The sequence below is a fragment of the Arundinibacter roseus genome (assembly GCF_004348825.1).
In the GTDB taxonomy this organism is placed as follows: Bacteria; Bacteroidota; Bacteroidia; order Cytophagales; family Spirosomataceae; genus Arundinibacter; species Arundinibacter roseus.
The window spans coordinates 224,666-250,372 of record NZ_SMJU01000006.1 but is presented as its reverse complement, the minus strand read 5'-3'; the positions used below and the strand labels follow the sequence as shown (position 1 = coordinate 250,372).

Sequence of the window (25,707 nt, the reverse complement as noted above, 5' to 3'; positions counted from 1 at the left end):
GCCAGCAAATAGGCCAAAGATAGGTGGAGATTTCAGAAATTTACTCGGGTTTGCTTCGACTATCTTTCACGATCAGAAAAAAATCATGATCTAATTCCAGATATCCATAGTCATACACGAAATAGTATATGTTGCCTTTTTGGGTAATGCGCTGACTTGTCAAAAGTGAAAAATCGAATCCTTTGGAAAGTAAAACAGCACGGGTAGTTTTGGATTTGTCCAGCGGACAGAGCTCTTCCAGAATCCGGCGGTTTCGCCGTAGCTGATTATTGGTATTTCGGATCACATTGTACGAATCCGAATTGAGCTTGTTGTTGTATGCATTGCGGCACATATCGGAGCAGAATTTTTTATCGGCTCGACCGGCAAATGCCACACCACATTCAAGGCAGGTTTTCATTTAGAGGGAGATTTAGTTAAAAACTGATACGATTTAATTAATGTTTTTTGATTCGTTTTTTCCTAAATGTACAAAACTATTATCCATTTGCAAACGACTACAACTGTTTTTATCCGACTATAAACAATTACGAACCGACTTATTTTTCCAGAACCCTGCACCTTTGTCCCATCAGTTAATCAACTCATTTTCACCGTGGCTAGTCCACTTAACAATCAAAACTATGAATACCGTAAAATTAATGGGCAATGTAGGACGTGAAGTAACCGTTCGCGAATTTGACAATGGCAAAGTAGCATCATTTAGCGTAGCCACCAACGAAACGTACCTGAATAAGAATCAGGAGGAAGTGACTAATACGACCTGGCACACGGTGGTGGCGTGGGGTAAATTGGCCGAGCAATGCGAGCGATTGGTCGCGAAGGGGAAATTTATATCAGTTGAAGGAAAAATCAACTACCGGCAATATCAGAATAAAGAAGATCAAACGGTACGTATAACTGAAATCGTGGCCTACAAAATTGAGGAAGGAAAGAAAAAAGAGGTGGCTTGAATTCGACCTGTATCCTGAGCCAATGTCCATATTTGGAATGGCTCAGGATTTCTAATTTGTTGGACTGATTTACAGGTCAAGTAGCAAATGAGCAAGACCAAAATAAACTCCATAGCCGATGAGGTCATTGGCGGTGGTGATGAAAGGCCCAGAAGCAACCGCAGGATTTATTCCCAGCTTGTCCAAAGCTAACGGCGTGACCGTCCCCATGAATGAGGCCAGAAAAACTACCGACAACAAAGCGGAAGAAACCACGAGTGCTAATTGTAATTCATTGCCAATAAGCAAATTGAATCCGAAAACGATCAGACTGATAATAAGTCCATTGATGAGCGCCACCGCGAACATTCGTATAAGCCGCTGCCAAACGCCCGTGTCGAGGCCCGATTTGTCTGCCAGACTTTGTAAAATAATAGAAGACGTTTGGATGCCAACGTTGCCACCTGTAGAACCAATAATTGGAATAAAGGCCGCCATTGCCGGAACAATTTTGAGATCACCTTCAAAGAAACCAATAAATTTTGCAGCCAGAATTCCACCCATCATACCCACCAGCAACCACGGAAGCCGGGCCTGTGTTTGTCGCCAAACGGTGTCGTCTTCCTCCACATCTCCCGTAATACCGGCCATTGCCAGCGTGTCAGAACTTGCCTGTTCGGTAATGACGTCCACGATGTCGTCAATCGTAATTCGTCCCAAAAGTTTTCCCTGCACATTTACAACCGGAACTGCGTCGAGGTCATAGCGCTGCATGAGTTCGGCAACTTCCTCGGCAGGGCGGTAGGTTTCTACAAAAATAAAGTCCTGATCGTAGATGCTTTCAACCTTGGTGTTTTTGTGTGCCAGCACAATTTTCTTCAGCGAAAGTAAGCCAAGCAAACGTTCGTGATCGTCGACCACGTACACGGCATACACTTTCTCGACATCTTCGGCCTGCTTACGAAGCTCTTCAATGCACTGATTCATGTTCCAGTTTACGTTGGCTTTAACCAGCTCTTTTTGCATCAAGCCACCGGCTACATCTTCGTCGTAGTGCAGCAAATCCAGAATAAAACGAGCCTGCTCGCGGTCTTCCAACAAGGCAATAACTTCTTCGCGTACGCGGATCGGCTGTTCGTTCAGCAAATCCACGGCATCATCAGAATCAAATAGATTGACGTAGCGGGAAATTTCTTCGGAAGTAAAATTCTTTAAAAACTCGCGTCGCTCCGGCGGATCAAGGTCGGCCAGAATTTCGGCCCCTATCTTTGTGTCGAGCTGATTAATAAGATAGCGGGCTTCCTGACTCTCCATTTCGTACAAAATACCCGTGACGTCTGCCGGGTACAGCCCTTCCATTTCGATTTTGAGCGTGGCCGAATCTTGCTTTTCAATCAGATCCAGGATATGGTCAAGGTAGTCTTTGGTAAGTTCGAAAGTCATGCTGAATCATGGATTTACTGCTTCTCGGAGGTTAGGAAAGATCTGCCGAAGCGGCTTCAATACTTTGGGTAAGGGTCACAAAATCAGATACGCTCAGTTGCTCGGCCCGTTTGTCAAGATATTCCGACTCAAAGGTCACACCCAAAGGTTTCAGCGCATTGCGCAGGGTTTTGCGACGTTGATTGAACCCGGTTTTAACCACTCGGAAAAAAAGTGCTTCGTCGCAGGCAAGTTCTTCGGTAGTATTTCGCCGGAGCCGGATGATGCCCGATTGTACCTTCGGTGGCGGGTCAAAAGCGCCCGGAGGAACACTAAACAGATAGTCTATATCATAGAATGCCTGTAACAGTACGCTCAGAATTCCATATTCTTTATTGCCCGGTGGCGAGGCAATCCGTCTTGCTACTTCTTTTTGTAACATACATACTACTTCCGGCACCTGATTGCGTTGTTTTAAAACGCTGAAAAAGATTTGGGATGAAATATTATAGGGAAAATTGCCAATAATTCCGACGGGTTCGGTTGTAAGTTCGGACAGTTTCCAGTTTAAAAAATCACCTTCCACAATTCTGGGAGTAAGCTCAGGAAAATGTTCTTTTAAATAAACTACCGATTCACGGTCAATTTCGATAACATAGGTTTCAAAGGACGGATTAGGTAGTAAATATTGCGTAAGTACACCCATGCCAGGGCCAATTTCCAGCACTTTTGTGTACTGTTGATGAAGGCTCATACTCTGCACAATGCGTTGAGCGATAGCCTGATCCCGGAGGAAATGCTGGCCAAGATGTTTTTTTGCGCGTACTTTCAAAAGGCTCTAAATTTGAATTTGATCGAATTAACCCTAAAATTACGGCTAAATTAGTAGATTTAGTTCAGTTAAGATTTTTGCATTTCCTCCCGTTCACCAGTATTCCTAAACACCCCATGGAAACCATACGTTCTTTTGAAGAATGGCAGTCTGTCAACATGACACTTGACCACCTGAATCTGATCGGTATCACGCTTGATATTGATCTGAAAATACTTTCTGTTAGCCCTTATACCCTGAAAAAAACCGGCTGGCAGGAAATTGATCTCATCGGTGAAAATCTGCTTAGTGTATTAATTCCTGAATTTGAACGGGAAGAAGTGCAGGATTTGCTGGAAGATGCTCTCTACCGTGGAGTGAAAATTGAGCGGCGAGAGTTTCCAATTTTATCTAAAAATGCAGGAATGCGGACGGTGGCCATTAATTCCGTTTTGCTTAAAAATGAAAACGGCAGACCTGCATCATTCACCCTTGTGGGTGACGACATCACGCGCCGTCTCCGGATGGAATCAGCACTGTCGCGGTCCAATACGCAGTTACAGGATCTGGTCGACAACACAAGTGACCTCATTCAACTCATTACGCTTGACGGTAAATTTATCTTCGTAAACCGTGCCTGGCGTGAGGTTTTGGGCTACGGGCTGGACGAAATTGCCTCCATGACTCTGGCAGATATTTTGTATCCAAAGTTTAAAGACGAAACGTTGAGCCAACTAAATCGCATTCAGAAAGGGGAGGAGATTCCTTACTTTGAAACGGTTTTTTTGAGTAAAAGTGGTCGCAAAATATTCCTGACGGGTAGCGTCAATTGCCGGTTTGACAATGGAACACCAACGGCTTTTCGATGTATTTTACACGATTTTACGGAAAAAATCAGAGCCGAACGCGCACAGAATCTCTATTACAGCATTGCAAACTGGACCATAAGCACCCAAAATCTGGACGAATTTTACCACAATATTCATTTGGAATTGGGAAAAATTATTGATGTAAAAAACTTCTTTATTGCCCTCTACGATCAATCCAAGAGCTTTCTTTATTTCCCATACTATATTGATCAATATTTTAAAGGTAATCTGAAATTTACCAAAAGGCGCCTGGGAAACGGGCTTACTGAATACGCAATTGCTTCGAATCGTCCGCTGTTTTTATACAAAGAAGATATTCAGAAACTTGCTACTACCAACAGTTTGTACCTTTACGGTTCTACGCCGGAAGTGTTGCTGTGTGTGCCGCTTCGCATCGGCGACCGCGTGACAGGGATTATCGGTGTGAAGTCCTATGACAACCCAAATACCTACGATGCCCGCGACCTTGAACTGCTCGAATTTATTTCCGGGCAGGTAGCCCTGGCAATTGCCCGAAAGCAAAACGAAGAAGAACTTAACAAATATGCCGCCCGCCTCAATGCGATTTTTGACAGTAGCTCGCACCTGATTTGGTCTGTGAATAAGAGTATGCAGTTGACATCTTTCAATAGAAATTATTCGGATTTAATTGAAAGTCAATTACATACCGCGCCGTCTTTGAACGTTAGTACCGAAAAACTTGGCTGGCGAATGGTGGGTTCACAAAATCGACGCTCGCTTGAAAACCGGTATCGACAGGCGTTTCGGGGTGAGTTGCAGTACTTTGAGATGAAGATTGATACCCGTGATGGCTCAGAAATGTGGCTTGAATTTTACCTTAATCCGATTCTGTATACCGGTGGACTGATTGAGGAGGTTTCGGGTATTGCGCGGGACATTACCCGTCGCAAGCAGGCCGAAATATCGCTGCGACAAAGTGAGGAAGTGTTCCGCGGGATTTTTGAAAACTTGCAGGACATTTATTGCCGCATGGATCGGCAGGGAATTATTACGATGATCAGCCCGTCGGTGCTCAAACGAACAGGGTACACGCCTCAGGAAGTGATGGGCAGACCTATTACGGATTTTTTCTTTGACCGTAAACTGATTCATAAATCGCTCATTAAACTCCGTCGCGACAAAAGCCTGCGCAACGTAGAAGCAACGCTGCGGGTGAAAGACGGCAGTGAACGGCAGTTTATGTTCAATATGCTGATGTTCACCAACGACAAAGGCAGACCGTCGGAAGTAGCCGTGCTGGCGCGTGACATTACGGCGCTGAAACGGAATGAACTGGAATTGCTGAAAGCCAAGGAGCAGGCCGAGCACTCGTTGAAAGTGAAGGAAGGATTTTTGGCTAATATGAGCCATGAAATCCGAACGCCAATGAATGGCGTGATTGGGATGATTGACCTTTTGATTAATACAAAACTCAACGACGAACAGCGCGATTACATTCAAACGATCAAACGGTCGTCCGAAACACTGCTGCATATTTTAAATGATATTCTGGATTTGTCCAAAATAGAAGCAGGTAAAATGGCACTGCACGAAATGCCGCTTTCCATTCAGGAATTGTTGGAAAAACTGGTTTCGTTGTTTAGCCAAACGGCTCGTAATAAGAACACTACTCTCACGTATCAGCTTGCACCTGAGGTGCCGAGGTACATCATTGCCGACCAAACCCGCCTCCTGCAAATTTTGTCAAATCTGACATCCAATGCTCTGAAATTTACGGATAATGGCGCCGTGAAAATCAAAGTGCATTTGCTGGAAAAGCAGGGTAAGAAAAATCGGATCAAAGTAGAAGTGTATGACTCGGGAATAGGGATTTCGGAAGAAGATCAAAAAATTCTGTTTACTTCTTTTACACAAGTCGACAATTCTTCCCGCAAATCATATGGTGGCACGGGGCTTGGGCTTTCCATTTCTCGGCAGTTGTGCCACCTGATGAACGGCGATATTGGCGTAGTTTCGTCTATGGGCGAAGGCAGCATGTTCTGGTTTACGTTTGAAACCAAAGAGACCTCAATTGCCCCGGCATCAGTAGTCGAAAATGAGGAAGAAGCCTATATTGATAATATTTTTGAGACCTATCATCCCTTCATTTTACTGGTTGATGATAATATGGTGAACCGGAAAGTGGCAAGTGAAATCCTGAAAAAAGCCGGCTGTGTAGTCGAAACAGCAGAAAGTGGTTTTGAAGCTTTGCAAAAGGTAGAGGATGTAGTCACGGCAGAGAAAGGAATGTATGACATCATTTTCATGGATATTCAGATGCCCGACATGGACGGGGTGGAAACGACCAAAAAGCTTCATGAAAAATACGCAACCGGCTTGCCACCTATTGTGGCAATGACGGCCTACTCCATGAAAGAAGATCGGGAGCGTTTTTTGAATCAGGGCATGGACGATTACGTGGCAAAACCGATTCGGGCACAGCACCTGATCGCCAAAGTTCAGGCAATGATTGGGTCTGCTTCTACACGCAAAATGAGCGAAAAACAGCTGGCTATTGCCCGTGAAATGGCCCTGCCCGTACTGGATCGGGAGATTGTGGATCAACTGAAACAAATCGGCGGGAAAGATCTTGTGTTGTCGGTGTATGAAGATTTTGTGACAGAGTCCAACGAATTGGTAGGTGAGGCGATCACCGCTTTTGAGACGGGTGATATGGCTACGGTTAAGAGTCACCTGCATACGCTGAAAGGAAGTGCAGGAACCGTTGGTGTAATGCAGGTTGCCGAGATTGCCAAAGATGCCGAAGGCCGTCTGAAACATGACGACACTTCAACGCTTTCCACGGCCTTGCCTCAACTCCAAAAGGCATACGGGCGATTCCTGGAAAATTACAAAAGTTGGCTGGATGATTGGCTATAAACCAAGGGGAAAATCAAGGCTAATGTTCTTTGCCAAATCCCTTTTCTCCGGCTCTGATTTCCAGTGATAAATGATTTTCTTTCGGAGGAATCGGGCAATTATAGCCATCCGAATAGGCGCAATAAGGATTATACGCTTTATTGAAATCCAGCAAAACACCCGTTTCGCTGATATCTTTAAGCCTAAAATCCATATATCGACCGCCGCCGTAGGTTTCCTCACCGTTGGTAGGGTCTTTAAAAGGAACAAACAGGTAGTCGCGGTAGGCGGCTACCTGCATTAAACTCAGGCTACGATACATCGCTAACGTGAGCAGTTGCCCATGTAAAGTGAAGTGCAATTCTCCGAATTTGATATACTCTTTTTGTTGTCCGCTGTACGTAGGCATAGAAAAGGGCTCACTTCCGGTAGTTTTTACAAATTTGGCATGCACCTGAAACGAAGAATCAGGTTCAAAAAAACGCAAAAATTCCAGATCAGCTTCTTTTAAAGGAGAGTTTTCTGAGGTTAGAAACTCCTGTTTATATTTTTCACGGTGCTCCTCCGTTTGATGTTGAAAACTCTGCGCATGTACTCCAAGCAGACCGAAGGTCAGGCAGAAAGCGAGTGTAATTTTTGCGGTAAACCCTGACTTCATTTTTTTGTAGGTAAATAGTGGTTGAGCAAAGATAAAATTTCTTCAATCGTGGAAGCCGGATGGAAAAGATTCTGATGATGCGGGTCAAGTGAACGGCCCGCCAATTCAGCAGACCATCCGCCGAAGTTAGTACAGCAAATCACGTGTTTGCCATTTTGCCATGAAAACGCAAGTTCGGAAAGTGTGCCGCTTCCTCCCCCAATTGCCACCAAAATATCAGCGGTCTGAACCAGAATCAAGTTTCGGGCGACACCTATTCCAGTCGGAATGACGAGGTCACAGTATGGGTTTGCGGATGATTTTTCTTTGCCCGGCAAAATTCCGATGGTGCAACCAAACGAATAACTTTCGGCTTCACAGGCTCCTTTGCACACGGCTTCCATGGCGCCTGTGCGCCCGCCACAAACGATACTAAAACCTTCATTGATAAGCGCTTTCCCCAGATTTTCTACAAACGTATAGGCAGCAGATTTCTTTGGAAGGGCACGCGGGCCAATGACCCCTACCACATATTTTTTTGGACGAAATTCTGGGTTCATAGACTCCTTTTTTGTATTCTTTATAGAATTATACCTAAATTCACCATGCCAAATTAACTTTAAAACACGATCAACGTCCCATGTCGTACACCAAACGCGTATTGATTGCCGAAGATAGCTCGGTGATTCAAAATTTAGCTCGGAAAATTCTTGAATTTCAAAATTACGAGATCACGGCCGTCAAAAATGGCGAGCAAGTGTTGCAGCTTCTTGAAAAAGAAGACTTTGATATTATTTTGCTCGATATCAATATGCCTATCATGGATGGCATGGAATGTGCCCGCAAAATCCGAAGCATGAGCGATGATAAAAAGTCGAAAACACCGATTGTGGCTATAACTGGAAATGCCAAAAATTATACAGATGGTGACTTCAAAGAAGCAGGCTTCAACGATGCGCTCATGAAACCCCTAAATTTTGACCGCCTTGTGGAAGTGGTGGCAAATTTGACAGAATAACGTTCATGAAGGTTACCTTTCTTGGAACAGGCACATCGCAGGGGGTTCCCGTGATCGCCTGCGAATGTGCCGTTTGTCGTTCCCTGGATTTTCGTGACAAACGGCTCCGTGCCTCTGTTCTGATAGAAGAAAAAGGAAAAACTTTCGTCATTGATGCCGGGCCTGATTTTCGTGCTCAAATGCTCAGAGCCGATGTTCATAAGCTTGATGCTGTGGTTTTTACACATCAACACAAAGATCATACAGCCGGGCTTGACGATGTGCGGGCTTTCAATTTCCTGCAAAAAAAAGACATGCCTCTGTACGGAAGGGAGGAAGTTTTGAATCAGATAAAAACAGAATTTGCCTATGCTTTTTCTGAAAAACGCTACCCCGGCGTTCCCCGATTTCAGTTACATACTATCGAAAATTCTCCTTTTTGTGTAGATGGTGTTGCTTTTCAACCCATTGAAGTGATGCATCATACGCTGCCGGTTTTTGGCTATCGTATCGGTGATTTTACGTACATCACCGATGCCAACTATATTTCAGAAATTGAGCTTGAAAAGATTGAAGGAACACGCGTACTGGTTTTGGATGCCTTGCAACGCGAAGCGCATCTGTCGCATTTTACCCTTTCGCAAGCCCTGGACCTCATCGACCGGCTCAATATTCCGCTGGCCTACCTTACTCACCTAAGCCACAAAATGGGCCTCCATGATGCCGTGGAAAAAGAATTACCACCCAACGTACATTTAGCGTTTGATGGGTTGAGACTTTCGCTCTGATCGGCTTTCGGGTATCAGGAACTATTTGTAAAACCAACAATTTCAGTGCATCAGAACTACTATTTCCTACGGCAGCTAGCTCCCCACATTCATCAAAAAATTGTTGGCAAACGATTTGTAGAAGCGTTTAGTCAGGAAAAAGATGAGCTTCTGATGGTTTTTGCCGAAGCCCGTGGCAAGGTCAATTTTTATAAACCTTTCTTTTTGAAAGCTTCCCTCCGGCCTGATTTTTCGGCGCTGAGTTTCCCGGAACAATTTGATCGCGCCCGGCGCAATAGCATTGATCTTTTTACGGTCCTGTACGATCAGGTTGTGATAAAAGTAGAGGTATTTCTAAATGAGCGTGCACTCGGGCTTTACCTCGAAAAAGGCGACTTACTAGTTTTTAAATTATTTGGCAATCGCTCCAATATTGCTCACTTCAATCCTCAGGGAGCTGTGGTTGATCTATTTAATAATAAACTTACCGGCGATCAAAATCTTTCGCTTACAGACCTTCATCGGCCGCTTAGTCAAACCTACGAGGTATTTCTGGAAAACAACGGTGCTTTTGAAACTATCTTTCCCACCTTCGGGAAAGTAGTCAAAGCGTATATAGAGGAAGAGTTTAAAACTATTGAACAGCCCAAAGAGTGCTGGGAATTGTTAGAAAATACAGTACAAAAGCTGGAAAATCCTACTTTTTATTTAACCCGACTAAACCATATTCCGACACTTTCTTTATTGCCGGTGGGCCATATTCTGGAAGAATTTACGGATCCGCTGGAAGCCGCAAACAGATTTTATTATGCCTTTGCACGGCGCAGTACAATTGACAAAGAAAAGGCCGATTGGACAAAGCAACTCCGCAAAAGATTGGTTCAAACAGAAAATTACCTGGCCAATTCATATAAGAAATTGATTTTGCTGGAAGAAGGGCGGAAGAATGAAGAAATGGGACATATTCTGATGGCTAATTTACATCAAATTTCCGAGCGATCCACGCAGGTAGAACTCTATGATTTTTACCGGGATTTACCAATTATAATAAAATTAAAGAAAGATCTTTCTCCTCAAAAAAATGCAGAAGTTTACTACCGAAAGGCAAAAAATGAGAAAATAGAAATTGAAAAATTGCAGGAAAGTATAGCCGCACGAGAAGCTGAATTGATTACTCTTCAACAGCATTTGAACGCAATCGACTCCATTGAACTATTAAAAGAACTGAGAGGATACCTGAAAAAGAATGGATTTACGCATGCAAAAACAGCGATTGATCCGGTCCAATTATTTAAGAAATTAGACTTTCAGGGTTTTGTGATTTTGATAGGAAAAAACGCAAAAAATAACGATTTACTGACTCAGCAATTTGCCTTCAAAGAAGATCTTTGGCTGCATGCCCGGGATGTGAGCGGGTCGCATGTCATTATAAAGTATCAGGCCGGAAAACCTTTTCCAGTTCCTGTCATAGAACGTGCCGCACAAATTGCCGCTTTTTACTCCAAACGACGAACCGACAGCCTGTGTCCGGTAATTGTAACTCCCAAAAAATATGTTCGTAAACCCAAGGGTTTGCCTCCCGGTGCTGTATTAATTGAAAAAGAAGAAGTTATTCTCGTGGAGCCTTTGGGTGAAGGGAATAGCTGAGGATTTTTTATTTCATGCACAACTTAAACAAAATTCATTTTAAATACCGGATATACAGTATTTTTTGAATACAGATTTACGAAAATGTGCATAAAATTGTACATTTATCCCAAAAGTGAATCCTCTTTTTTCCATCAAGTTAAAACGCTTTTCCTAAACCTACTTCTTTCAAAAAAATATGAGAACTCAACAGGTTGTTTACCGCAATCAGGAATGGGAAGTTTTATCTACGCCTACCGATTTTTCTGCCGATTCTGCCCAGCTTGTGCTTGCCTTTGGAGAACGGCACTGCCTGGAAGAATGCCTGCCTTATGCCTTCCTTCGTGAGAAATATCCGCAGGCTGAAATTGTTATAAACTCCACAGCAGGAGAGATTTACAACGATACCGTTAATGACTATACGATTATTGTCACGGCCATTCAGTTCCAGAAAACGCAGGTGAAGGCGGTTCAATATCAAATTCAGGATCATTACGAAAGCGGAAGCGTAGGAGAAAAAATAGGGAAGGAATTGGCCGCCGATGATTTGGCGGCTATTTTGTTAATTTCCGACGGGAGCCGCGTCAATGGTAGTGCCTTACTGGTTTCGTTAAATGCTCAGGTAAAGGAAAATACCTCAATTTCCGGAGGTTTGGCCGGTGATGAAGCCCGGTTCGAGAAAACACTCGTTGGGCTGAATCAGGAAGCTGAACCAGGCAATGTGGTTGGCATTGGGCTCTATGGCTATAGTCTGACTGTGGGTCATGGAACAAATGGCGGTTGGGATGTTTTTGGTCCCGAGCGGGAAGTTACTCATTCTGAGTACAATACGTTATTTTCTATTGGTGATATAGCTGCTTTGGATTTATATAAAGAATACCTCGGTCGGTTCGCTGCTGAGCTCCCGGCCGGAGCATTGTTGTTCCCGCTTTCGATGCGAACGAGCTTAGATGCTGAACCCGTGGTTCGAACAATTTTGACAATTGATGAAGAGAAAAAAAGTATGACGTTTGCGGGTGATGTTCCCAAAGGTGCATTGGTACGATTTATGAAGGCAAATTTTGACCGTCTCATTGAGGCTTCCTCTTCGGCGGCGTCGAGTTCGATTCGTAACTTTGAAAATCCTCCCCAATTAACGTTGCTGATCAGTTGCGTGGGTCGGAAGCTTGTATTGGGACAGCGAACCGAAGAGGAAGTAGAAGCGGTGAGAGAAATGGTGGGTCCGGAAACCGTAATTACTGGTTTTTATTCATACGGTGAGATTTCCCGATTGAATCCTTCTGTATCTTGCGAGCTGCATAATCAAACCATGACTATCACAACTTTTTCAGAATATTGATCCAATGGACCAACCGAATTTTCATCCCCTGTTACGAAAACAGCTAAGTAAATATCTCCCCGAAAGTATTGCAGAAAACGAACATTTTCAGAATTTTATTCGGGTGGTCAACGAGTCGTATCGAAACTTTGAACGTGATAAAGAATTATTTGAGCATTCTTCGCAATTGAACGAAAAGGAGTACGCCTCAATCAATGCAAAACTTACCAAGGAAATAAATGAGCGAAGGCTATCGGTTGAAAAACTAATGGAGGCCATTCGCTCGCTGGAAATGCAGGATGAATTCATAAACAAATCACTCGATTCCAATAATTTACTTGCTCTTGTCGATGTGCTTCAGGTACAAATTGAGCATCGTAAAAAAGTAGAGGCTGAGCTACGAAAATCTAAGGAAATAGCCGAATTGGCAACGCACGCAAAGTCCGAGTTTTTGTCCATGATGAGCCACGAAATTCGTACGCCGCTCAATGCCATTGTGGGGCTTACGTACCTGATGCAACAGGAGGAGGTGTCGCACAATATGGCCGAAAACCTTCGTATTCTTCAATTCTCAACCGATAACCTTCACGTTCTGATCAATGATATTCTGGATTTTAGTAAAATAGAAGCTGGGAAAGTAGATCTTGAAAAAGTACCATTTGATGTAAAACAGCTGGTTTCAAACATCAAAAAGGCAAATCAGGTCAAAGCCGAAGAAAAAGGGAATAAGATTAAATTGATGATTGATGATGATGTGCCGCAGGTATTGATGGGAGATATTCTGAGGTTAGGACAAATCATATCCAATCTGGTTTCCAATGCGGTGAAATTCACAAGAAATGGCAGTATCACGATCGAGCTTTCTCTGCAAAGTAAAACTGAAACAAAAGTAACCCTCGATTTTTCGGTTACAGATACCGGAATTGGCATTCCAAAAAACAAACAACAACTTATATTCGACCGCTTTACGCAGGCAAATTCTCAAACTACCCGGGAGTTTGGCGGAACTGGTTTAGGGCTTGTAATTACCAAAAAACTACTGGAACTGTACGGGAGCGAAATTCAGATTGAAAGTGAGGTTGGCAAAGGTTCACGTTTTTACTTTACGCTGGAACTGGATTTGGGCGCCGATCAGCGTGTGCGAGTGGACGAGTCGAGCACTTATCACCTCAATGAATTTACCTTGAAAGGACTGCGTATTTTGCTGGTGGAAGATTATCCTATGAATGTAAAAGTTGCGCGCAAGTTTCTGGAACGCTGGAATATTGAGGTAGATTTGGCCGAAAATGGAAAAATCGCCCTCGAAATGTACGAGCCGCAAAAGTATGATCTTATCCTGATGGATATTCAGATGCCGGTGATGGATGGCTACACGGCTACGGAAAAAATCAGGGAGCTGGACATAAAAATTCCAATCATCGCACTTACCGCTTCTGCTACGCTAAGTAATCAGGATTTGGCGTTTCAAATTGGCATGAGCGATTACGTTACCAAGCCATTTAACCCAAAGGAGTTGTTTCAAAAAATCGCAAAACATAGCGGGCGATAATTTCCAACTAAATTTTAATTAATCGTTTAGAGGTTCAATGTCTGCTTCCAATTCCCGATAAGTGGATAGCTTGCTGAGCATTTTCTGGTTGTCGGGAGAAAGTTGCAGGTCAATTTTCCAATTCATGGAAGCGGCCAATTGAAACATCATCAACTGAATCTGATTATTGGCAATGCGTGGTAAATCACTTTCCATCGCTTTTTCGCTCATCGTAATTTTGGCCTCCGAAAGAATTGCGGTATAATCATCACTTTGAAAGCGGTTGATCCAGCCTTGCTCAATGTCATAAAATTTATAATCAGTATCCATTGACAAAATCTCTGGAGACGGAAAAAACTCTACAATAATTTTGCGCTGTTCTCCTTCTACATGCAGGCGCATTTTACCAAAATCAAACCCCACCAAAACTTTCGCTTTGGCAATCACCAACGCTTTTTTGCGGTCCTGGAAAAGATGCCAAATTTCTTTATTGTGCTGATAGGTATAAATTTCGGTAAAGTATCCTTCGGCCATCACGACTTTAAATACTTTTTCGATGCGTTCCAGTAAAACCGTTGCCTCTTTTTGTGGTTCAGATTTCTGACGATGCCTTCCTGACCAAAAATAATATACGCCAATGCCACCTCCTGCGCCTATGGTCAGTGAAATAAGAAAAAAAAGAAGCGTGGTGAAATCCATAGTCTACTAAATTTGTTGCGAATAAAATTCCAACAAAAAGCGGATAATCCCAAACGTGACTGACAAATACCTGATTGTAGTGGCCGGGCCAACGGCCGTAGGTAAAACATCGCTTTGCCTGCAATTGGCAAAGGATCTGAATACCGAGATAGTTTCAGCAGATTCGCGTCAGTTCTATCAGGAGCTGACAATCGGAACCGCAAAGCCCACCAGGGAGGAACTTCAACAGGTACGTCATCATTTTATAAACACCCAATCAATCGCCAATCTTTATAGTGCAGGTGATTTTGAACGGGATGCTCTAACCCAGCTGGACAAAATCTTTGCGCGCAAGGATTGCGTTGTAGTTACCGGAGGTTCGGGGCTTTATATCAAAGCTTTGTGTGAAGGTCTGGACTTTTTGCCTCAGCCCGAGGCTGGCCTTCGGGAGGAGCTGTCGCGGCGGCTTCGGGAAGATGGGCTCGATTTTTTACAGGCCGAGTTGCAGCGAGTTGATCCGCTTTTTGCTCAAACCAGCGAGTTTTGTAATCCCCAGCGGGTAGTACGTGCTCTGGAAGTGTACTACTCATCCGGCCTGCCGATGTCCTCGTTTCATTCGCAGGCAAAAGCAGAAAGACCATTTCGACAGCTCTTAATTGGCCTGGATCGTGATCGAACGGAGCTATACCAACGGATCGAAGCCCGAATGGACCAAATGCTTGCGGATGGCCTGGTGGAGGAAGCCCGTCAATTTCAAGCTTATCGTGCACAAAATGCCTTGCAGACAGTGGGTTATAAAGAAGTGTATGGTTTTTTGGATGGGAATTATGATTATCAGGAAATGGTTAGGATTCTTAAACAAAATTCACGGCGCTATGCCAAGCGCCAACTTACCTGGTTCAGGCATCAGGGGAATTATACGTGGTTTCATCCAGATCAGTATCAGGAGTTAAAGCAGTACATTTTGGACCAAATGTATACCTAAAAAAATGGTCATGAGATACATAATCTCATGACCATTTATATTGAAAAACCATTTGGTCCTCTAAATCAGGCTTCGCTTTCTTCCAGTTCGCGATAAGCCAAAATTCCGCCTAGTACATTTCGTACATTAGTAAAACCATTAGCCTGAAGGAACTTTTGGGCATTACCACTACGGGCGCCGGAACGGCAATGAATGATGATTTCTTCTTCCTTAAACGGTTCCAGTTCTTCAATCCGGTCGGGCAAGTCGCCCAGCGGAATCAGGATCGCATCCAGATTATCAGCCTCATATTCATATTCTTCCCGAACATCATAAAAGTGAATTTTTTCACCTTTATCCAGCCGTTCTTTTAGTTCTTGTACTGTAATATCCATGGTTTTGAGAGGTTTAAATTTATTTTTTTAAAACGATTTTCTGTGTAAACCAGCGCAGGCCGTCTGATAATCGAAACACGTACATTCCTTCGGATAGTTCAGAAAGGTCAGCTTCCTTTTGACCGTTTTGGGGCAAAATAGTTTTCACACGTGTTCCCTTTATATCAAAAATATCAATTTGAGTAAGTTCATTGTTCCATTGAATAACTCCGGAAGTAGGATTTGGAAATACCTGCAAGCGGAATTCGGGTGTAAAGACCGGACCGGTAATTACACCGCTCGTTTTTCCGCCAAAGTAGGGGCGAAGCATGATACTCCCTTGAATTTCAGTGTTTTGGGCCCAATCTTGCGAAAGGTTTGAAAAAATCTGTGAACTTCCAGAAATTGAATTTCGATCAAAACCAACCGAAAGCGCATCTTCGCTGATTTGGAGCCAGCCAATGTAAAACGTATCCGAAACAGCTACACCAAAATCAAAAGGATAGTCAATAAACTCATTGCGCACGGTCCCGTAACGAACCGGCACTGATTTTTGATACACAACCCGGTCGGGCCTGCCGTCCCGATTGCTCCATACCTGAATCGTAAATCCCTGCCCGCCGATGTCTTTCCGAAAGGGAACCATTGCCATTCGTACACCTCCCAGTGTGTCGGGTTGTTGCAGGACAAATCGTACGGCTGTGCGGCCAAGGCGTTGATTCATGCGAATGCCGAATTCCGCGCTTCCATCATCGTATGCGTAGTAATCGGCGAGTTCAGCTACGGCGCTGATGGTGTCATTTCGTCGTAAATTAACGGAAGGAATCGTGGGGTTTTGATCATCAGTTGTCAGTAAATCGAACGTATACCGGAGCCTCATGCGGGTTTGTCCGTCTGTCGGTTTAGTGAAAGGGGCAATTCCGATACTCTTGGTTTGAGTCTGTTTGGCAGCGATAAAACTGGATACAGGCTCCTGAAAACGCTGAATTTCGCGCTGACTCACCTCATCCGTGATGGTAAAAGTATAGGATGTGAAGTTGAAGTTATTAAACAGGTTAACAATGTCGGTACGTACCGAATCGGCAGTTGCGGCGGCAGGATCAGCATAATATTGTTTGAAAGGCATGGAGGTATACCCTTTCAATAAAGGCGTAAGCGGCTTGCGCACGGCTATGTCTTTAATGAATGGATCGGCCAGCGTTCGGTTTTTATCGAGATAAATATAATCCAGGTGCCACGTATCAAAAGCACCGGAAAGACGCCCGAAAGACCTGAATCTAAATTGAAAAGCAGCATGAAGGTACTTTGTTGCGAGCACCGGAATGAACGATTGCTGAAATGCCGAATCTATGTCGCCACCAGGGCGTTGCCACACCGATTCCCAGCTTCCGTTAGCAGTCAGAAATTCGAGGCGGAGCGTGTCCAAATCGTCCGGACGTTCACCAAGGCCCTGCGCCTGCCAGTAAAAACTTAAATAAATAGAATCGGCTGCTGTTAATCCACCTAAATTAATAGGAGCAGAAGTAAGTGTATCGGTATCACCCTCAGCCAGTTCGTTTACAAAATTATACGGAATTCCCGCAGCATTCAACCCGTCAAACGTAGCTACATTTATTGACGGGTGACCGGTAGTGAGGGTATTGTTGATATAAACCCCGCTACCGGGCATCCAAAGCAGTGGATCAGGTTGTGTAGCAGAGGTAGAAAAATCATCAAAAAATGGCAGAGAAAGAGCCTGAATCCGACTTGACCTGACATCTGACGTTGCTTGCACTCGTGGAGTGGTTTTGCCCAAAGGCACAACTTCGAGCTGAGCCAGCGCAGATTGATGCATCAAAGAACAAAGCCCCAGGCAAAGCCACAGGATTTTCAGGGAAGGATAGGCGCGACCAGTCGGAGTTAAATTATTGCGGTTGTTCATCAGTTTCAGAAGGCGATTCTTCGAGCGGGCCTACCACCCATAGGTCAATTACGTCGCCAATGCGGGTTTTATTGCCCGGCTCCGGGTTTTGCCTGACAATCATTCCGGGTTCTACGCCTTCCTGCTCGACATACATAATTTGGCCAACTTTTAACCCGGCGCCCACGATTTGAAACTTAGCTTCATCCAAAATCATACCAACTACGCTTGGCATATCAAAAGCAGTTGCCCCCAAACCATCGCCAATTTCCAAATCAATTTTTGACCCTTTGGCAATCGGCTGTCCCGGCAAAATCTCCTGACCTTTATACAGTTGCTTCAAAACTGCTCCCTGAGCCAAATCGGGTACGTACCGCAAATTCCCAACTTCCAGCCCTTCACTTTTCAGGATCATTTGGGCGCTCCGTTGTGTCATATCCGTAAGTTTGGGCATTTTTACCATCGGAGCGGTGCGGGCGACAACGGTTACGTAGATTTTACGCCCTTCTTTTACCTTGGAGCCCGGCTGCGGGTATTGAGCCACTACGGTGAGGGGAGCAACATTGGGCACGAACGTACAGTCTACCTCAAAACGCAGATCCCGTTCGTCCAGAAAATCTTCAAGTTCCAAAGCGCTCATATTTCGAATGTCCGGCACAGTGATAGATTCCCCGTGGTTGGTTCGGATGGGTAAGTAAAGAAAAAAGAAGGCAAGAAAGAGAACGGTAATTAAAGAAATAATGATACCGATATGTATGTAAAGGTCCTTGCGGGAGTTCGTACTTATTTTAGCCATGGGCTTGTAAGGAGCATTTCGTTCTGAACGGTAAAAATAGGAGTAATATTTTACCTCACCAATATTCCGGCGGTTTAGCGGCTCATTATTCGTTGCACGTATTTTCCAAGAATGTCAAATTCGAGGTTTACCAGGTCGCCGGGCTGTAAATCCTGAAAATTAGTGTGCGAATAGGTGTACGGAATGATCGTCACCCGAAAACCATCCGGCTGCGAATTAAACACCGTCAAACTTACCCCGTTGATACAAATCGAACCTTTTTCTACCGTAATATTCCCGATTGAGGAATCGTACCAGAAATCGTACAACCAACTTCCCTCACGTTCCTGAACCTGTGTACAACGTCCCGTCTGATCCACGTGGCCCTGCACAATATGCCCGTCAAAGCGCCCATTGGCGGGCATGCAGCGTTCCAAATTCACAAGGCTGCCGGCTTCAAGTGCACCAAGATTGGTTTTAAGCAGCGTTTCTTCTACGGCTGTTACCCGGTAGGTATCATTTTGAATGTCAGTGACGGTCAGACACACGCCGTTGTGACTCACGCTTTGATCAACTTTCAGTTCATGCGTAAGCTCCGACCACACGTCAAACGTAACATTGGTACCTTCCTGCGTTTTCTGAACAATTCTTCCAATAGATTCGATGATGCCTGTAAACATACTTTTTTGGGTAGGATTATAAATGATTCATTAAATTATGACAAATTTTTGCCAGTGCCATCAAAAGAATATTTGCTATTCACTGGATAACATCTGAATTTTGTCCCTATAAATTTTACGTACACAATGTTTAAAAATAAAATTATTCGGTGGAGTACCCTAGCGATGCTTCTTGCCATTTTGACTTATTTTTTCGTGGAAACTTTTCAATCAAATACTGCTTCTTCTGCGGGTACTTTGAACGAAAATATAACCGCTGAGGAGCATACCGCAGAGATTGAACTGCAAAGGAAACAAAAAGATGAGTTGTTTCGTACTTCCGAAGAGTCGCCAATTGAGGAAAAAGCTACTTTTCACGGCCTGCATTACTACGAGCCGTCGCTGGCACATCGGGTTGTAGCTACACTGACACCCTACGAAGGAGCCGAAAAGGAATTGAAAATTTCGTACACCGACGGCACTTCTGATACCTATGAACGTCTCGCATACGCAGATTTTACAGTCAATGGCTCAGCTCAACGCTTGCTTTTATTGAAAAACGAAAGCGTGATTTCAGTTCTTTTTCGGGATCAGACGAGCGGTGAAGAGACTTATGGAGGAGGGCGTTACATTGATATTCCTGTTGAAGAAATGCAGAATAATTCTTTGATTATAGATTTTAATAAAGCTTATAATCCTTACTGCGCCTACGCCCCCGATTTTGCCTGTCCGCTGCCTCCTGCCGAAAATACGTTGACAGTAGCAATTGCAGCAGGTGAAAAATATGTAGAAGAAAAACATTAATTTTGAAGATTGTAAAGTAAGGATTCGGGAAATCGTTTTCTTTTTAGTATCTAAAAGAACCGTTTATTTAATTATTGCATGAAGATTTCGTATAAGTGGCTCGGCGAGCTGTTGGATATACCCGAAAGTCCCGAGGAAGTTGGGGCCTTGCTAACCGCCACCGGACTGGAAGTTGAAGGAATTGAAGAAGTTGAAACTATAAAAGGAGGATTGAAGGGAGTTGTGATCGGGAAAGTTCTTACCTGTGAAAAGCACCCGGATGCGGATAAGTTAAGCCTTACAACTGTTGACATTGGGGCTGAAAATATCCTGTCAATTGTTTGTGGAGCACCTAATGTAGCTGCAGGGCAAATGGTAGTGGTAGCGCCGATTGGTGCAACGCTTTACCCAACGGGCAGTGAGCAGCCGTTGGTTATGAAAAAAGCCAAAATTAGAGGTGCGCTTTCCGAAGGTATGATATGTGCGGAAGATGAATTGGGAATCGGCCACTCTCATGAAGGAATTTTAGTTTTGTCAACGGATTTACCCGTAGGCACGCCGGCTGCGGATTATTTTGGTTTACAGTCTGATCATGTTTTAGAAATTGGACTAACCCCCAACCGGGCCGATGCAGCCTCACATGTTGGAGTTGCGCGGGATCTTCGGGCTGTTTTACAGCGGGAAATTAAACTTCCTTCGGTGGATGCCTTTTCCGTAACAGCTACTACATTACCGATTGACGTTTCGGTAGAAGAACCGGAAGCATCGCCACGCTATTGTGGAGTCACGCTCACCGGACTAACGGTGAAAGAATCGCCCAAATGGCTAAAAGAACGTCTTGAAGCTATTGGCGTGCGTCCAATTAATAATGTGGTTGATGTCACAAACTACGTTTGCCACGAGCTTGGGCAGCCGCTGCATGCTTTTGACGCTGCCAAAATCAGTAGCGGCAAAGTAGTAGTTAAAACTTTGCCGGAAGGCACAAAGTTTACCACCCTTGACGATCAGGAGCGTACTCTTTCTGCTACTGATCTGATGATTTGCGATGGCGATATACCGATGTGCATTGCGGGAGTTTTTGGTGGAAAAACCTCTGGTGTGTCGTCTGAAACAACAGCCATTTTTCTTGAATCGGCCTATTTTTCTCCTGCATGGGTTCGTAAAACTGCCCAACGTTTTGGTCTTAAAACAGACGCATCTTTTCGTTTTGAGCGAGGTACGGATCCCAATTTGCCAGTATTTGCCCTAAAAAGAGCCGCTTTGCTGTTGGTTGAATTGGCGGGTGGAACAATTGCATCCGGAGTAATTGACCTGTACCCGAATCCAATTCAGGATTTTCAGGTTCCGGTTAGCTATAAAAATGTCGATCGGTTGATTGGAAAAAAACTGGATCGATCGCTGATGCACTCGATTTTAGAAAGTTTGGATATCCGAATTGAAAACCAAACTGACCTGGGTTTTCTGGCTGTTGTGCCGCCTTATCGGGTGGATGTACAGCGCGAAGCAGATGTGATTGAAGAGATATTACGCATTTATGGGTTCGATCAGGTGGAGCTGTCGGCTTCGATGAGTTCTGATTTCTTATCCGATTTCCCCCTAAACGATCCTGACAAACTCCGTTTGCGCTGTGGAGAGCTGCTGGTTGGAAATGGTTTTTTTGAAATCATTAACAACTCACTGACCCGGCCTGCCGGACAGGATATGCTTTCGGACGAACTTCTGGGTGAGCCGGTTCAGATTCTGAATTATTTGAGTGAAGATTTATCGGTTATGCGGCAAACGATGCTTTTTACAGGGCTCGAAACCGTGGCATACAATGTGAATCGAAAGCAGAGCGATTTGAAGCTTTTTGAATTTGGCAAAACGTATCACCTCGTTGGAGAAAAATACGTAGAAAAGACTCATTTGTGCCTCTTTATGACCGGGCAAAAACAGGCCGAAACCTGGCAGGGAAAAAGTGAAGAACTGGAATTTCATGACCTATCGGGTGCTGTGCAGCAGGTATTGGCCACGATGCGAATGCGCGGCGTGGAAACGGAAGACTGTTCTTCCAAAATATTTCAAAGTGCCATTTCGTATATCCTTCACAAAAAGCCAATTGTGCAGTTTGGGTTGGTAAATCCGGCACTGACCAAAAAAGCCGGTCTGAAAATTCCTGTTTGGTATGCAGATTTTGATTGGGATTTTCTTTTGAAGCAATACAATGCCATGGTGCAGTTCCGGGAAGTACCACGTTTTCCGGAAGTTCGCCGGGATTTATCTCTTGTGCTTGAAAAAAGTATTAGCTTTGATCAGGTAAAAAAAGTAGCGAATCGTACCGAAAAACAATTGGTAAAAGAGGTAAATGTTTTTGACGTGTTTGAAGGAGCTGCCCTGAACGGAAAGAAGGCCTACGCGCTCAGCTTTTTGTTGCAGGATTCACAACAAACACTTACAGAGAAAGTTATTGATAAAACTATGCAGCGACTGATGGCTGCGTTTGAGAAAGAATTGGGTGCAATCATTCGAAAGTAATTCATGCTATGGCCGTTTATCCCACTCACAACCTAAATAGAAAATTGATTGACCTAAAAGAAAAAATTAGGCATTTAATTGCTATTAAGGATAAGCAAAAATGGGATCTGATAAAGCTTGAACGTGAAAATGCAGAGTTGAGAGCAGCCAATAAACAGCTGACAGACGAGGTGAAACAAATCCAGAAAAATTACAGTTCTTTGCAGAAAGACTTTAATAAATCTAAAAATTTCGCTAAGATTGTCAGTAATAAGCTGACACCCACAGACGGTTTAGCCGAACTGAAAGACTCAGTTGAACGATATATACATGAGATTGATAAGTGCATAGAAATGCTTGAAGAAACCTTATGATGGATAATAGTAAGCCAAAGTCATATGCAACCGTATTCATCAAAATACTTGATAAAGGGTTTAATCTAAGCGTACCGGCAGAGCACGAAGTGTACTACCGGGAAGGATACGAAGTTTTCTTGCACAAGATAAAAATACACCAGGAAAAAGGGTATAGTCCATTAGAAGCCATTTCACTTACATCGATAGATTGTTTGGTGGCGCTTCAAAAGGCTCAGGATCAGCTCAATAAATTAATTGCTGCTCTTGAAGATCGGGTAGATGATCTTGATTCCACCGTTTCGGAGGCCCTGTGAATTAAGTCTTATTTCTCACATATACTTGCTTCAATCCAACAGTTCGGTATCTAAATTGCCTGTTTACATTTAACGGTACACAACCCTATTTAACAGGACCTCATTATGCCAGACTTTTTAGTACTACTATTCTCCGATGTCGTTGCCTTGACAATCGGGATATTTTTCGGGAAAATGATTTTTCAGAAATCTTTCGACAAGAAAGAAGCTGAGGCTCAAACAAGAGCCGCTGAAATAATTCGTAATGCAGAAATTAGCGCCGAGAATATCAAAAAAGACCGTATCCTTGAAGCCAAGGAAAAATACCTGAAGCTTAAATCTGAATTTGAGGAAGATGCCAATAAAAAACGCAATATTCTTCAATCTAATGAACAAAAGTTGAAGCAGCGTGAACAGAATATCTCACAACTCCTGGAACAAAATAAACGCCGGGAAAATGAACTGGAAACACTGAAAAATACGCTGACTCAACAAACCGAAGTCGCCACCAAACGTCGAGAAGAAGCCGAGAAAATGCTGAGCCAACAAGTGACTCAGCTTGAAAAAATTGCGAATCTGACCGCCGAAGAAGCACGTGAACAACTTGTAGATGCGCTTCGGGCCGAAGCCGAATCAAAGGCCGCTTCCCACATCAAATCCGTGATGGAGGAATCTCGTCTGACGGCTACCAAAGAAGCCAAGAAAATCGTGATCGAAACCATTCAGCGTACCGCTGCTGAGCACGCAATTGAAAACTGTGTGTCGGTATTTAATATCGAAAATGATGATATCAAAGGAAAAATCATTGGTCGGGAAGGTCGAAATATTCGGGCACTGGAAGCCGCAACCGGTGTAGAAATAATTGTGGACGATACCCCCGAAGCTATTGTGATCTCAGGATTTGATCCGGTTCGTCGCGAAATAGCCCGGCTTTCGCTGCATCGTTTGGTTCAGGACGGTCGTATCCACCCGGCTCGCATTGAGGAGGTGGTGGCCAAAACCCGGAAGAACATAGAAGACGAAATCGTAGAAATAGGGGAGCGTACCGTGATCGATTTGGGGATTCACGGGTTGCATCCTGAACTTGTCAAGATGATTGGGCGGATGCGTTTCCGTTCGTCTTATGGACAAAATCTATTGCAACATTCACGCGAAGTAGCCAAACTTTGCGCCACGATGGCCGCCGAACTTGGTTTGAATGCCAAACTTGCCAAACGTGCCGGATTGCTGCATGACATTGGAAAAGTATGGCACGAAGAATCCGAAATGCCTCACGCTTTGCTGGGTATGGAGCTTGCCAAGAAATATAAGGAACACCCCGAAGTATGCAACGCCATTGGTGCCCACCACGATGAGATCGAGAAAACGAGTATAATTTCACCCATTATTCAGGTTTGTGATGCCATTTCCGGATCAAGACCGGGGGCGCGTCGCGAAATGATGGAGTCGTATATCAAGCGTTTGCGTGACCTTGAAAATCTTGCCACAGCCTTTGACGGCGTTGAAAAATGCTATGCGATTCAGGCCGGTCGTGAGATTCGGGTAATTGTGGATGCAGAAAACGTAACAGACGAAAAAGCAAGTTTGCTGTCTTTTGATATTTCACAAAAAATTGAAAAAGAAATGCAGTATCCCGGACAAATCAAAATTACCGTAATCCGGGAGATGCGTTCAGTAGCGTACGCTCGTTAATTTTATTTTTCATAAAAAAACCTATGACTTTGGAAAGAGTCATAGGTTTTTTTATACATCCTTGCCCTACCTGCGCCATGAAGTTGAACAAGGCATTCTCTCCATTTAACTTTGACTTCCGATTTTTTACACTGTAATGTTAACCAAATCCAAAGTAATATTGATTACCGGGGCCTCGTCAGGAATTGGACTGTCTACTGCCCAATATCTGGCAAGTAAAGGACATCGGGTATTTGGCGCTAGCAGAAGTCAGCCAGAAAATGTCACCTTCGAATGGGTCTGTATGGATGTTACTTCGGAGGAGTCGGTAAAAAGTGCTGTACAACAGATTCTGGCTCAGACCAGCCAAATTGATGTGCTGATTAACAATGCCGGACTTGGGTTAGCAGGCCCGCTTGAAGAAACAACCGATGAGTTGGTCAATACCGTTTTCAATACAAATGTGCTGGGTGTTTTGCGAGTATGTAGAAGCGTAATCCCGATTTTTAGAAAGCAGCGACACGGGTTTATTCTGAACATCAGTTCGATTGCGTCGGGCATGGGGCTCCCTTTTCGTGGGATATATACAGCAAGTAAAGCAGCACTTGAAACCATGACAGAGTCTTTGAGCATGGAATTAAAAGAATTTAACATTCAGGTTTGCAGCGTCTTGCCGGGCGATATTTCTACCAATATTAACAGTCACAGACTGGTTGCGAATCTTCGGGAAGATTCAGTGTATGCTGCCAAATTCTCAAAAGTACATCGGCAGATCAATGACGAAGTCAGCCACGCGGCACAACCCATCATTATTGCCAGAGCTATTGAAAAAATCATACATACCCCAAAGCCAAGATTGCATTATACCGTTGGGCCAATTGTGCAGCGAGCCACGGTTTGGTTACGAATTATCCTGCCCCAACGTTTTTTTGAATTCCTGCTCATGAGGTTTTATGGCATGTGATTTCAAACCATTTCAATTGTGGCTTTGTTAG

Annotated in this window: 24 protein-coding genes; 14 read left to right on the top strand and 10 right to left on the bottom strand. The window is 44.0% G+C overall.

The window, feature by feature from the left end:
• Window positions 1-40 precede the first annotated feature (40 nt).
• Complete coding sequence (locus EZE20_RS11080) at window positions 41-400, bottom strand: hypothetical protein (RefSeq protein ID WP_132117524.1); 360 nt, start codon at window positions 398-400, stop codon at window positions 41-43.
• Window positions 401-623: 223 nt separating this feature from the next.
• Between EZE20_RS11080 and EZE20_RS11075 the strand changes: the two genes are divergently transcribed.
• Window positions 624-953: a single-stranded DNA-binding protein gene (locus tag EZE20_RS11075; RefSeq protein ID WP_132117522.1), complete on the top strand. Its 330-nt coding sequence runs from the start codon at window positions 624-626 to the stop codon at window positions 951-953.
• A gap of 69 nt (window positions 954-1,022) precedes the next feature.
• Here EZE20_RS11075 and mgtE read toward each other — a convergent pair whose 3' ends face one another.
• Window positions 1,023-2,375: a magnesium transporter gene (mgtE, locus tag EZE20_RS11070; protein ID WP_132117520.1), complete on the bottom strand. Its 1,353-nt coding sequence runs from the start codon at window positions 2,373-2,375 to the stop codon at window positions 1,023-1,025.
• A gap of 31 nt (window positions 2,376-2,406) precedes the next feature.
• The gene (rsmA, locus tag EZE20_RS11065) at window positions 2,407-3,186 is read right to left on the bottom strand and encodes a 16S rRNA (adenine(1518)-N(6)/adenine(1519)-N(6))-dimethyltransferase RsmA (protein WP_132117518.1); all 780 of its coding nucleotides are present in this window, start codon (window positions 3,184-3,186) and stop codon (window positions 2,407-2,409) included.
• Between the two features lie 116 nt (window positions 3,187-3,302).
• Here rsmA and EZE20_RS11060 point away from each other — a divergent pair, with 116 nt between their 5' ends.
• Window positions 3,303-6,914: a PAS domain S-box protein gene (locus EZE20_RS11060; RefSeq protein ID WP_132117516.1), complete on the top strand. Its 3,612-nt coding sequence runs from the start codon at window positions 3,303-3,305 to the stop codon at window positions 6,912-6,914.
• Window positions 6,915-6,933: 19 nt separating this feature from the next.
• Here the strand turns inward: EZE20_RS11060 and EZE20_RS11055 are convergent, their stop codons facing one another.
• On the bottom strand, window positions 6,934-7,551 hold the full coding sequence (locus EZE20_RS11055) for a DUF1684 domain-containing protein (protein WP_132117514.1): 618 nt from the start codon (window positions 7,549-7,551) through the stop codon (window positions 6,934-6,936).
• On the bottom strand, window positions 7,548-8,090 hold the full coding sequence (locus EZE20_RS11050) for a TIGR00725 family protein (RefSeq protein WP_132117512.1): 543 nt from the start codon (window positions 8,088-8,090) through the stop codon (window positions 7,548-7,550). The genes EZE20_RS11055 and EZE20_RS11050 overlap by 4 nt, the downstream gene beginning before the upstream one ends.
• Before the next feature lie 80 nt (window positions 8,091-8,170).
• Here EZE20_RS11050 and EZE20_RS11045 point away from each other — a divergent pair, with 80 nt between their 5' ends.
• From EZE20_RS11045 to EZE20_RS11025, 5 genes are all read left to right on the top strand, one after another.
• Window positions 8,171-8,548 (top strand): response regulator, encoded by a 378-nt coding sequence (locus tag EZE20_RS11045; RefSeq protein ID WP_132117510.1) that lies wholly within the window; start codon window positions 8,171-8,173, stop codon window positions 8,546-8,548.
• A gap of 5 nt (window positions 8,549-8,553) precedes the next feature.
• The gene (locus EZE20_RS11040; protein WP_132117508.1) at window positions 8,554-9,315 is read left to right on the top strand and encodes an MBL fold metallo-hydrolase; all 762 of its coding nucleotides are present in this window, start codon (window positions 8,554-8,556) and stop codon (window positions 9,313-9,315) included.
• A gap of 45 nt (window positions 9,316-9,360) precedes the next feature.
• Window positions 9,361-10,941, top strand: coding sequence for an NFACT RNA binding domain-containing protein (locus tag EZE20_RS11035; RefSeq protein WP_132117506.1), 1,581 nt, complete (start codon window positions 9,361-9,363; stop codon window positions 10,939-10,941).
• 178 nt (window positions 10,942-11,119) lie between these two features.
• A complete protein-coding gene (locus EZE20_RS11030; RefSeq protein ID WP_132117504.1) occupies window positions 11,120-12,259 on the top strand; it encodes an FIST signal transduction protein in 1,140 nt (379 codons plus the stop codon).
• 4 nt (window positions 12,260-12,263) lie between these two features.
• Window positions 12,264-13,787, top strand: a complete 1,524-nt coding sequence (locus EZE20_RS11025) for a response regulator (RefSeq protein WP_132117502.1) — start codon at window positions 12,264-12,266, stop codon at window positions 13,785-13,787.
• A gap of 18 nt (window positions 13,788-13,805) precedes the next feature.
• Here the strand turns inward: EZE20_RS11025 and EZE20_RS11020 are convergent, their stop codons facing one another.
• Window positions 13,806-14,465 (bottom strand): DUF4230 domain-containing protein, encoded by a 660-nt coding sequence (locus tag EZE20_RS11020; RefSeq protein WP_132117500.1) that lies wholly within the window; start codon window positions 14,463-14,465, stop codon window positions 13,806-13,808.
• A gap of 55 nt (window positions 14,466-14,520) precedes the next feature.
• Here EZE20_RS11020 and miaA point away from each other — a divergent pair, with 55 nt between their 5' ends.
• Window positions 14,521-15,429 carry a tRNA (adenosine(37)-N6)-dimethylallyltransferase MiaA gene (gene miaA, locus EZE20_RS11015; protein WP_317129166.1) on the top strand — a complete coding sequence of 303 codons (909 nt, stop codon included), beginning with the start codon at window positions 14,521-14,523 and terminating at the stop codon, window positions 15,427-15,429.
• A gap of 65 nt (window positions 15,430-15,494) precedes the next feature.
• Here the strand turns inward: miaA and EZE20_RS11010 are convergent, their stop codons facing one another.
• The 4 genes from EZE20_RS11010 to EZE20_RS10995 all read right to left on the bottom strand — a co-directional run bounded on the left by EZE20_RS11010 (window position 15,495) and on the right by EZE20_RS10995 (window position 19,137).
• Window positions 15,495-15,803 (bottom strand): rhodanese-like domain-containing protein, encoded by a 309-nt coding sequence (locus EZE20_RS11010; RefSeq protein ID WP_132117496.1) that lies wholly within the window; start codon window positions 15,801-15,803, stop codon window positions 15,495-15,497.
• Between the two features lie 19 nt (window positions 15,804-15,822).
• Entirely contained in the window at window positions 15,823-17,703 is a 1,881-nt protein-coding gene (locus EZE20_RS11005) for a T9SS type A sorting domain-containing protein (RefSeq protein ID WP_228713689.1), read from the bottom strand.
• On the bottom strand, window positions 17,687-18,478 hold the full coding sequence (locus tag EZE20_RS11000; RefSeq protein ID WP_132117494.1) for a PASTA domain-containing protein: 792 nt from the start codon (window positions 18,476-18,478) through the stop codon (window positions 17,687-17,689). Before EZE20_RS11000 ends, EZE20_RS11005 begins: the two co-directional genes overlap by 17 nt.
• 74 nt (window positions 18,479-18,552) lie before the next feature.
• Window positions 18,553-19,137: a riboflavin synthase gene (locus EZE20_RS10995; RefSeq protein ID WP_132117492.1), complete on the bottom strand. Its 585-nt coding sequence runs from the start codon at window positions 19,135-19,137 to the stop codon at window positions 18,553-18,555.
• A 126-nt stretch (window positions 19,138-19,263) separates the two neighbouring features.
• Between EZE20_RS10995 and EZE20_RS10990 the strand changes: the two genes are divergently transcribed.
• From EZE20_RS10990 to EZE20_RS10965, 6 genes are all read left to right on the top strand, one after another.
• Window positions 19,264-19,920, top strand: a complete 657-nt coding sequence (locus tag EZE20_RS10990) for a DUF1684 domain-containing protein (protein ID WP_132117491.1) — start codon at window positions 19,264-19,266, stop codon at window positions 19,918-19,920.
• Between the two features lie 78 nt (window positions 19,921-19,998).
• Window positions 19,999-22,413 carry a phenylalanine--tRNA ligase subunit beta gene (gene pheT, locus EZE20_RS10985; protein ID WP_132117489.1) on the top strand — a complete coding sequence of 805 codons (2,415 nt, stop codon included), beginning with the start codon at window positions 19,999-20,001 and terminating at the stop codon, window positions 22,411-22,413.
• A gap of 8 nt (window positions 22,414-22,421) precedes the next feature.
• Window positions 22,422-22,766, top strand: a complete 345-nt coding sequence (locus tag EZE20_RS10980; RefSeq protein WP_132117487.1) for a hypothetical protein — start codon at window positions 22,422-22,424, stop codon at window positions 22,764-22,766.
• Window positions 22,763-23,062 carry a cell division protein ZapA gene (locus EZE20_RS10975; RefSeq protein ID WP_132117485.1) on the top strand — a complete coding sequence of 100 codons (300 nt, stop codon included), beginning with the start codon at window positions 22,763-22,765 and terminating at the stop codon, window positions 23,060-23,062. Before EZE20_RS10980 ends, EZE20_RS10975 begins: the two co-directional genes overlap by 4 nt.
• A 105-nt stretch (window positions 23,063-23,167) precedes the next feature.
• The gene (gene rny / locus EZE20_RS10970) at window positions 23,168-24,733 is read left to right on the top strand and encodes a ribonuclease Y (protein WP_132117483.1); all 1,566 of its coding nucleotides are present in this window, start codon (window positions 23,168-23,170) and stop codon (window positions 24,731-24,733) included.
• 136 nt (window positions 24,734-24,869) lie between these two features.
• A complete protein-coding gene (locus EZE20_RS10965; protein WP_132117481.1) occupies window positions 24,870-25,676 on the top strand; it encodes an SDR family oxidoreductase in 807 nt (268 codons plus the stop codon).
• Window positions 25,677-25,707: the final 31 nt, after the last annotated feature.